Source organism: Buchnera sp. (in: enterobacteria) (assembly GCF_056343165.1).
The window spans coordinates 1-10,199 of the sequence record NZ_JBWHTS010000004.1 but is presented as its reverse complement, the minus strand read 5'-3'; the positions used below and the strand labels follow the sequence as shown (position 1 = coordinate 10,199).

10 protein-coding genes are annotated in these 10,199 nt (G+C 27.0%); 8 read left to right on the top strand and 2 right to left on the bottom strand.

The window, feature by feature from the left end:
• Positions 1-36 precede the first annotated feature (36 nt).
• The 8 genes from murC (at position 37) to speD (ending at position 8,308) form a co-directional block, all read left to right on the top strand.
• On the top strand, positions 37-1,482 hold the full coding sequence (gene murC / locus ACTP5B_RS02685; protein ID WP_464829779.1) for a UDP-N-acetylmuramate--L-alanine ligase: 1,446 nt from the start codon (positions 37-39) through the stop codon (positions 1,480-1,482).
• 4 nt (positions 1,483-1,486) lie between these two features.
• A complete protein-coding gene (locus ACTP5B_RS02680) occupies positions 1,487-2,407 on the top strand; it encodes a D-alanine--D-alanine ligase (protein WP_464829777.1) in 921 nt (306 codons plus the stop codon).
• A 135-nt stretch (positions 2,408-2,542) separates the two neighbouring features.
• A complete protein-coding gene (ftsA, locus tag ACTP5B_RS02675) occupies positions 2,543-3,799 on the top strand; it encodes a cell division protein FtsA (RefSeq protein ID WP_464829775.1) in 1,257 nt (418 codons plus the stop codon).
• 53 nt (positions 3,800-3,852) lie between these two features.
• Positions 3,853-5,007 (top strand): cell division protein FtsZ, encoded by a 1,155-nt coding sequence (ftsZ, locus tag ACTP5B_RS02670; protein WP_464829773.1) that lies wholly within the window; start codon positions 3,853-3,855, stop codon positions 5,005-5,007.
• A gap of 223 nt (positions 5,008-5,230) precedes the next feature.
• Entirely contained in the window at positions 5,231-5,575 is a 345-nt protein-coding gene (erpA, locus tag ACTP5B_RS02665) for an iron-sulfur cluster insertion protein ErpA (protein ID WP_464829771.1), read from the top strand.
• A 68-nt stretch (positions 5,576-5,643) separates the two neighbouring features.
• A complete protein-coding gene (locus ACTP5B_RS02660; RefSeq protein WP_464829769.1) occupies positions 5,644-6,342 on the top strand; it encodes a 5'-methylthioadenosine/adenosylhomocysteine nucleosidase in 699 nt (232 codons plus the stop codon).
• 277 nt (positions 6,343-6,619) lie between these two features.
• Entirely contained in the window at positions 6,620-7,480 is an 861-nt protein-coding gene (gene speE, locus ACTP5B_RS02655) for a polyamine aminopropyltransferase (RefSeq protein WP_464829839.1), read from the top strand.
• 21 nt (positions 7,481-7,501) lie between these two features.
• Positions 7,502-8,308 carry an adenosylmethionine decarboxylase gene (gene speD, locus ACTP5B_RS02650; protein WP_464829837.1) on the top strand — a complete coding sequence of 269 codons (807 nt, stop codon included), beginning with the start codon at positions 7,502-7,504 and terminating at the stop codon, positions 8,306-8,308.
• Between the two features lie 180 nt (positions 8,309-8,488).
• Here the strand turns inward: speD and lpdA are convergent, their stop codons facing one another.
• Together lpdA and ACTP5B_RS02640 are read right to left on the bottom strand one after the other, a co-directional pair.
• On the bottom strand, positions 8,489-9,910 hold the full coding sequence (gene lpdA / locus ACTP5B_RS02645) for a dihydrolipoyl dehydrogenase (protein ID WP_464829768.1): 1,422 nt from the start codon (positions 9,908-9,910) through the stop codon (positions 8,489-8,491).
• 59 nt (positions 9,911-9,969) lie between these two features.
• On the bottom strand, positions 9,970-10,199 hold a 230-nt coding region (locus ACTP5B_RS02640), incomplete at its 5' end, for a 2-oxo acid dehydrogenase subunit E2 (RefSeq protein WP_464829766.1).

Here is a 10,199-nt window from a genome sequence, read left to right as displayed (position 1 = left end):
TATATTTAAACACATTAAAATCAAAAAGATAAAAATATGAATTCAAAAGATATAAAAAAAATAAATTTTTTTATTTCTGAAAAAAAAAATAAAAATATTCATCTTATTGGGATTGGTGGCTCAGGCATGGTAGGGATTGCTTTAATTTTATTAAAATTAGGATATAAAATTAGCGGTTCTGATTTATTAAAAAGTTTAGTCACAAAAAAGTTAATTAAACTAGGCGTAACTATATACTTTCAGCACTCTGAAAAAAATATTCAAAATGTTGATTTTATTGTTAAATCTGGTGCTATTTCATTGAAAAATAAAGAAATTATTGCTGCTAAAAAAAATAACATTCCTATATTGTTAAGAGCAGAAATGCTTGCAATATTAATGCGTTTTAAATTTGGAATAGCAATTTCTGGTACGCATGGGAAGACAACTACTACATCGATCATTTCAGATATTTTTATTGAAAGCAATCTCGATCCCACTGTAATTAACGGTGGTTTAATCAAATCAATTAATTCTTATGCAAGATTAGGATCTTCTCATTATTTTATTGTAGAAGCAGATGAAAGTGATGCTTCTTTTTTATATTTAAATCCAAAAATAGTTATTTTGACTAATATTGAGTCTGATCATATGGATTATTATGATGATAATTTTCAAAAATTAAAACATACTTTTTTAATTTTTTTGAAAAAAATTCCATTATATGGGACTGCTATAATATGTATAGACAACAACGCTGTTCGTGATATTTTACCTTATATCAAGTGTAAAGTAATTACATATGGATTCAATAAAAATGCAGACATACGAGTTTTTTGTTATAAACAAAATTATTTTCTTGGAAATTTTCAAATCGTTATAAAAAATAATGAAAAATTAAACATAACATTAAATATACCTGGTAAACATAATGCATTAAATGCAGCAGCTGCTATTGCTCTAGCAATAAATCAAGGTGTAAAAAATCATGATATAATCTCATCTTTAAAAAAATTTCGAGGTACTTGTAGAAGATTTGAATTTCTTGGATATCTTTCACTTAAAAAAAATATTAGTGATAATGTCAATTGTATGTTGATTAATGATTATGGACATCATCCTACAGCATTATCTGAAAATATTAAAACAATACGAAACAGTTGGCCAAATAAAAACTTAATAATGATATTTCAACCTCATAGATATACACGAACACATAATTTATATCATGATTTTGTTCAAATTTTATCTCAAGTTGATATTCTTTTAATATTAAACGTATATTCTGCCAACGAAAAATTCATTATTGGAGCAGACAGTCTCTCAATTTATAATAATATAAAAAAATTAAGAAAAAATCATGTAATTTTAATTTCTGATAATCATCTAATATTAGATACTCTTATTTCTAAATTAAGTGGAAATGACATTGTATTAATACAAGGTGCTGGAAACATAGATAAAATAATGCATAAAATATTAATTAAAAAAATAAAAAAGTGACAAAATGAACAAAAAAATAGCAGTTTTATTAGGTGGAACATCTTCGGAAAGAAAAATTTCAATAAAATCAGGATACGCTGTCCTTGAAAGTTTATTAAAATCTCAACTGAATGCGTATCCAATTGATATCCGCGATTATTGTGTTATGCAACTAAAATCAGAAGGATTTGATAAAGTATATATTTCGTTACATGGAAAAGGCGGTGAAGATGGCAGTATTCAAGGAGTTCTCGAATATTTAAATATTCCTTATACAGGAAGTGGAATTATGGCCTCCTCGATCGCTATGGACAAATTTAGAAGCAAATTATTATGGAAATCTCGCAATCTTTTAACAGCACCTGAAATTTATATTTCAAAAAAAAAAATTAATGAATCTTCATATAAAACTATAATAAAAAAAACATTGGAATTAGGATTACCTGTATTAATCAAACCAAATAATCAAGGATCAAGTATAGGTATCACACTAGTATCTCATATTGAAAAACTCAACGATGCCATCAAAATAGCTTTTAATTATGATGATAATATTCTTATTGAAAAATTTATAAAAGGACGAGAATATACGGTATCTATTCTAGGCGAAAAAACACTACCATCTATTCATATTTCAAGCAAAAATAATTTTTATGATTATAATGCTAAATATGTATCTTCTTCTACCCAATACTCATGTCCAAGTGGATTAAATATAACTCAAGAAAGAGAACTAAATAAGATAGCAATGTTAGCATGGAATACAATTGGATGCAGTGGATGTGGAAGAATTGATGTTATATTAGATAAAGAAAATAAATTTTGGTTATTAGAAGTAAATACTATACCTGGAATGACAAATAGAAGTTTAGTGCCTATGTCTGCTAAGGAAATGGGAATATCATTTGATGAGCTAGTATTATTAATTTTAAATATGCATAATTGACATTTATTTAAATGATAATTTGATTAGAACAGTTTTTTTAAAAACATTAGTATTCATTTTTATAATTTATATATAAAAAAATCAGAAAACCGTTCACTAAAAAAAAACTAAAGCAATACAGTACAGGCTAAAATAATGATCATATCAAAAGACAGAAAATTAGTAGTCGGATTGGAAATTGGTACTACTAAAGTCGTAACTATGGTAGGAGAGGTATTGACAAATGATACGATTAAAATAATTGGCTTTGGAACTTGTTTGTCTAAAGGAATAGATAAGGGAAGAATTAATAATTTAGATTCAATAGTTTCATGTATACAAGAATCTATTAAAAAAGCTGAAATTATGGCAGATTGTCAAATTACTTCTGTATATCTATCTTTATCCAATAAATATATTAATTGTCAAAATGAAATTGGTATGATTCCAATCTCTGAAGATGAAGTAACAAAAGAAGATTTAGAAAACGTAATACATATTGCAAGATCGGTTCAAATTCCTAATGAACATCATATATTACATGTAATACCTCAAGAATATTCAATTGATCAGCAATCTGGGATAAAAAATCCTATAGGTCTTTCCGGAGTGCGTATGCAAGTAAAAGTACATTTAATTACTTGTCATCAAAATATGGCTAAAAATATCATTAAAGCTGTCGAAAAATGCGATGTAAAAGTTGACAAAGTCATTTTTTCAGGTCTAGCTTCAAGCAAAGCTGTTCTAACCGAAGATGAATGTAATCTCGGTGTATGTATGATTGATATAGGTGGAGGAACAATAGATTTTACTATTTATATCAATGGTTCTATACAATATAGCCAGGTTATACCATATGCTGGAAATATTGTGACTAATGATATCTCATATGCTTTTAGCACTTCTTTTTATGATGCAGAAAAAATAAAAATTAAATATGGTTCAGCAAAGAAACCATCTTTAGGATCATCAAAAACCATTGATTTTTCTAATATCAATAATAATTTCCCAAAAACTTTACAACAAGATGCATTAATAGAAGTTATTGAATCAAGATATATTGAGTTATTGTCTTTAATACAAGATAAAATAGTTTATATACAAAATAAACTCCGCCAAAAAGGAGAAAAATATAAATTATTAAGTGGTATAGTACTTACTGGTGGCGGATCAAATATTTCATGTCTAACTGAGTGTGCAGAAAAAGTTTTTCACAAAAAAATACGAATTGCTAAACCTTTTAACATTTCGGGATTAATAGAAAAAATAACTGAATCACATTACTCAACAGCCATTGGTTTATTACATTACGGAAAAGAATCTTATACAAAAATTGAAAAGAGACAAAAAGAAAATTCTTTTCTTGAAAAAATTTTTAAACAAATTAACAATTGGTTTAAAAAAGAGTTTTAAAAATATATTATAATTAACATTATATCAAATATAGATATATATTGGAAACGATCATGCTTGAACCTACAGAATTAAGTAATAATGCAATCATTAAAGTAATTGGTGTCGGAGGTGGAGGTGGAAATGCAGTAGAACATATGGTTAGAGAACGTATTGAAGGTGTTGAATTTTTTGCAGCAAATACCGACGCGCAAGCATTAAAAAAAATAGAAGTAGGACAAACTATACAAATAGGAAACAATATAACAAAAGGACTAGGTGCTGGAGCTAATCCAGAAATTGGACGCACCTCAGCAGAAGAAGATAAAGAATTGCTTAAATCTGCACTAGACGGTTCCGACATGGTTTTTATAGCAGCTGGCATGGGAGGAGGGACTGGAACTGGAGCTGCTCCTGTAGTGGCAGAAATTGCAAAAGAATTAGGTATTCTCACAGTTGCTGTAGTAACCAAACCCTTCAATTTTGAAGGTAAAAAAAGAATGATTGTAGCTGAACAAGGTATAATTGAATTATCAAAATATGTAGACTCCTTAATTACAATTCCTAATGATAAATTATTAAAAGTTCTAAGTCGGGGAATTTCACTACTTGATGCTTTCAGTGCAGCTAATAATGTTTTAAAAGGAGCTGTACAAGGTATTGCTGAACTAATTACAAGACCCGGTTTAATGAATGTAGATTTTGCTGACGTACGTACTGTCATGGTAGAAATGGGATATGCCATGATGGGAACCGGAATATCTTCCGGAGAAAATCGCGCAGAAGAAGCTGCAGAAATAGCTATATCTAGCCCTTTGCTGGAAGATATCGATTTATCTGGTGCTCGTGGTGTATTAGTTAATATTACTGCTGGTTTCGATTTAAAATTAGATGAATTTGAAACAGTTGGAAATACTATTAGATCCTTTTCTTCAGATAACGCAACAGTTGTTATAGGTACTTCTTTAGACCCTGATATGAATGATTCTCTTCGCGTAACAGTTGTTGCTACTGGTATTGGAATGGAAAAAAATTCAGATATTAATCAAATAAAAAACAAATCTTCTAGAGAAGTATTAATGGATTACCGTTATCAATATTTAAACACATCTCCGAAAAAAATAGATCAGAAAACCATAAAAAAAGAAATAAAAAATTCAGAAGAAAAAATTAATAAAGAACCAGAATATTTAGATATTCCATCTTTTTTGCGTAAAAAGTCAGATTAATTTTTTAAAAATATTGAATTAAATAAAAGTCAAGAATGTTATTATCTCTAATATCCTGCGCCAATAACAATAACAACTAAATTATTTATCGGCGCATGGAGATATGTACTGTAGATTAGAAGACGCACAGATAAAATTTTTAAAAAATATTTATTTGTGATAAAATTGTTCAGAAGATCTAATTGAAATAATATATATACAATATTATGAGAATAAAATAAAAATGGAAAATTCTTTTAAAGAATATCTTAAATTTACTGAAAAAGCAATTAAAAAAATAAAAAATATAATTGAAAAACAAAAAAATTCTAAATCTAAATTAAGAATTTATATAAGTGGTGGGGGGTGTAGTGGTTTCCAATATCAATTTATTTTAGATACTTCATTAAATGAAGACGATATTATAATAACTCAATCAAATATTTCATTTATCGTTGATCCTATTAGTTTGCAATATTTGTATGGTGCGCAAATAGATTATCTAGAAAATCTTGAAGGATCTAAATTTGTAGTTTCTAATCCTAATGCAAAAAATACATGCGGATGCGGTTCATCGTTCAGTATCTAACTCACATAAGATAAATTAAACAATCAATCTTATACAATTTTAAATTATTAAATGCATATCATATTTAAATGAAAATTGGAATAATAGGCGCTATCAGTCAAGAAACGAAAAAATTAAAAAAAATAATATATCCTTATGTAGAAAAAAAAATTGAAAACGTTAAAATTTATATAGGAATGTTCGAAAAAAAAAATATTTTTTTAATCACATCAGGAATAGGAAAAGTTTCTGCTAGCATTTCTACGATGATTCTTATTAATTTATTTCAACCAGATATTATTATCAATAGCGGCTCTGCTGGAAGCTTAAATTCATCATTAAAAATAGGTGATATTATTATACCGAAGACAATATGCTATTATGATGTAAACTTAACAAATTTTGGATATGATCTAGGACAAGTACCAAAATATCCAAAAAAATTTATAGTTAATAAAAAAATATATAACTTTTGTAAAAAAAATTCTTCTAAATATCAATTGAAATCTATAAAAGGACTTATTATTAGTGGAGATTCATTTATTAGAGAAAAATCATGCATAAAATACTTAAAAAATCAATTTCCTTCTGCAATAGCTGTTGAAATGGAATCTGCTGCAATAGCTCAAGTTTGCTATAAATTTAACATCCCTCTTATTGTTATAAAATCTATATCGGATTTATCTGATAATAATGCTACTCTCAATTTTAAGAAAAATATTTCATTCGCATCACTTCAATTTTCAAAATTTGTAAAGATAATTCTAAAAAATTTAACCAATATATAAATATCATGTAATCTAATTAATAATTGATAGCATTCTTATATTATTTTTGATAATCTTTATTAAAATAATTTTTAAAAATTTTACTTTTTTAAATATTTCTATAAAAAATTTTTATATAAATAACAAATTTATTTTTAATAAGTAATTGTTGCAAAAATCATTATCCTTCTTTGAAAAATTCCGAAAATAAAATCTACTATTTCATAGTACTCGTAATTTTTTATTAATCCCAAAATAATCTATGACATTACATTTTATAGGACATATAAATATAACTATGGATCAGAAAAAAATATGGCATGAAAAACTTCATCGTTATCTTGGACAATATTTTGTAGTTGAAAAATTATTATATAAAAAGAAAACTCCACATCATAAAGTAATAATTTTTAAAAATGCTATATTTGGTAAGATCATGGTAATAGATGATATTGTTCAAACAACTGAACGTGACGAATTCATATATCATGAGATGTTAACTCATGTACCTATATTTACACATGGTTCAATAAATAACGTATTAATAATAGGTGGAGGTGATGGTGGTATACTTCGCGAGGTATGTAGACATGAAACAATTGAAAATATTACCATGGTTGAAATTGATATCAATATTATTGATTTATGTAAAAAGTATTTTCCAAATCATAGTAAAAATGCTTATCAAGATTCTCGATTAAAATTAATTATTGATGACGGTTTAAATTTCATAAAAAAAACAAAAGAAAAATTTGATTTAATTATATCAGATTCTACAGATCCTGTTGGTTGCGGAAAAAATTTATTTCTATCAGAATTTTATTTTCATTGTAAAGATTGTCTTAAAAAAAACGGTATTTTTGTATCACAAAATGGTGTTTTCTTTCTTCAAGAAAATGAAACTATTTGTACTTATAAAAATTTAAAAAAACATTTTTATGATGCAAGATTTTATCAAGCAAATATTCCTTCTTATCATGGAGGAGTTATGATGTTTGCATGGGGTACTAATAACATGGAATTCCGTGAAAATACATTAGAAAATATACAATCACGCATAAAGAAAACAAGATTATCTTTTAATTACTATAATGCTAAAATTCATATAAGCAGTTTTTTCTTACCGCAATATATTTTGAATACATTAAATAAAAGTTAAAAATCCTTTTACAGGAGAGCAATTAAATTGCAAAAACTAAAATTACATGGCTTTAATAATTTAACTAAAAGCCTAAGTTTTTGTATCTATGACATTTGCTATGCAAATACTAACGATTCACGTAATAGTTATATTGCGTATATTGATGAACAATATAATGCTGTTCGATTGACTAAAATTTTAAAAAAAACTTGTTCTATTATTGGTGCTAATGTTTTAAACATATTTCATCAGGATTATGAACCTCAAGGTGCAAGTGTTACTATTTTAGTATGTGAAGAACCAATTAATCTAGAGAAGATTGATGTTTTAAATAACAATATTATATCATCTTCTGTACTTGCGCATTTAGATAAAAGTCATATTTGTGTACACACGTATCCAGAAAGTCATCCTCAAAGTGGGATTTGCACGTTTCGAGCGGATATTGAAGTTTCAACATGTGGTATTATTTCACCTCTAAATGCATTGAATTATCTTATACATCAATTGGAATCAGATATTGTGACAATTGAATATCGTGTTCGCGGATTTACTAGAGACATTCATGGTATAAAACATTTTATTGATCATAAGATAAATTCTATTCAGAATTTTATGTCAAATGATATAAAATCAATGTATGATATGGTTGATGTTAATGTATATCAAGAAAATATTTTTCATACTCGAATGTTATTAAAAGAGTTCAATTTAAAAAATTATTTATTTAACATTCATGTAAAGGATCTAGAACAAGAAGAACGTTCTTATATTATCAATTTACTCTGGAGGGAAATGCGCGAAATCTATTATGGGAGAAATATATTTATGACAGACCCAAATTAAGTGTGGTTTATTAAAATATATATTTAATAAAGAAATTTAATTATATTATTTAATAAACATTTTGGACCAATAAAGTTTTTAGACAAAGAAGAGATTATAGAAGTTTAATTTCTATAATCTTTTCTTTGTCTAAAAACTTTATTGGTTCTAAAAAATAGAGTTTTTCAAAAATATTAATAGTTATTTATTAATTTTGTAATTCAATACATCTGTCGCTGTGCCTTGAAAAACTTCTGCACATAAACCAATTGATTCGTATAAAGTAGGATGAGCATGAATAGTCAACGAAATATCCTCAGCATCACAGCCCATTTCAATAGCAAGTCCCACTTCACCAATTAATTCACCCGCATTTGTACCTACTATGGAACCGCCAATAATTTTATTATTTTCTTTATTAAAAATCAATTTTGTCATTCCTATGCTGCAATTCGAAGCAATAGCTCTACCTGATGCACTCCAGGGAAAAGTTGCGATATCATAATTTATATTTTCTTTTTTCGCTTGTGTTTCATTTAGTCCCACCCAAGCGATTTCAGGTTCAGTATATGCTATTGATGGAATTACTTTAGGTTCAAAATAATGCTGTTTACCAGAAATTACTTCTGCCGCAATATGACCTTCATGAACTCCTTTGTGAGCTAACATAGGCATGCCCGTTACGTCACCAATGGCATAAATATGAGATATATTTGTTTTTAACTGTTTATCTACTTGTATAAAACCTAAACTATTTATTTTTAATCCTATTTTATCCAATCTTAATGTATCAATATTAGGAGTTCGTCCTATTGCGACTAGCACGGCATCGTAAAAAATATTATTTTTAGTAATATTTTCTTGCATTATATCTACTGTTAATCCTGTTTCTTTTAATTTAATGTTATCTATATGAGTATTCAACATTAAATTAAATCTTTGATTAATAGATTTTATGTACACATCAGCAATATCTCTATCTACGGAAGGAAGAAAATGATTAAATCGATCAATAATATCAACCTTTGAACCTAATGAACTATATATTGTAGCCATTTCTAAACCAATAATACCACTACCTATAATTAAAAAACGATTGGGTATACTTTCAAATGATAACGCATCAGTCGAATCCCAAATTTTCACATTATCACTAGGTATTGAAGGAATTTTAATAGGTCTAGAACCTGTTGCAATAATTGCATTATCAAAGAAAATATTATACTTGTCTTTCTTGCTTGTAACAAAAAGACTTTTATCAGTGTCAAAAACAGCATTGCCTTGAAAAATTCGTATTTTTCTTTTTTTTCTCATGTTAGATAAACCATCAGTCAGTTTATTAATAACATTTTTTTTCCAATTCTTAATTTTTTTAATATCAATAACTGGCTCATTAAAAGAAATGCCTGTTTCATGTAATTCTTTTGCTTCTTTAATTACCTTAGCTATATGTAACAACGTTTTTGAAGGAATACAACCAACATTTAAACAAACACCTCCTAATTTATCATAACGTTCTATTAGAACAGTATCTAAACCTAAATCTGCACAACGAAAAGCTGCAGAGTAACCTGATGGACCCGATCCAATAATTGCAACTTGCGTATAAATTTTTTGATTCATCATAACCTCTAGCAAGTAAATTTAAACAAGCATCATTTGAAAAAAATAAAATGTAAAAACTACATAATTAAAAATCGTATATCAGATAAAAGTTTACTGATAAATACAATAAAACGTGCTGCATAAGCCCCATTAATTATACGATGATCATAAGATAAGGATAATGGCAGTATTAAAGATGGAATAAACTCTTTGCCATTCCATAATGGTTTGATTTGAGATTTTGAAACACCAAGAATTGCTACTTCAGGTGCATTAATAATGGGAGAAAACCAACCACCTCCAATCC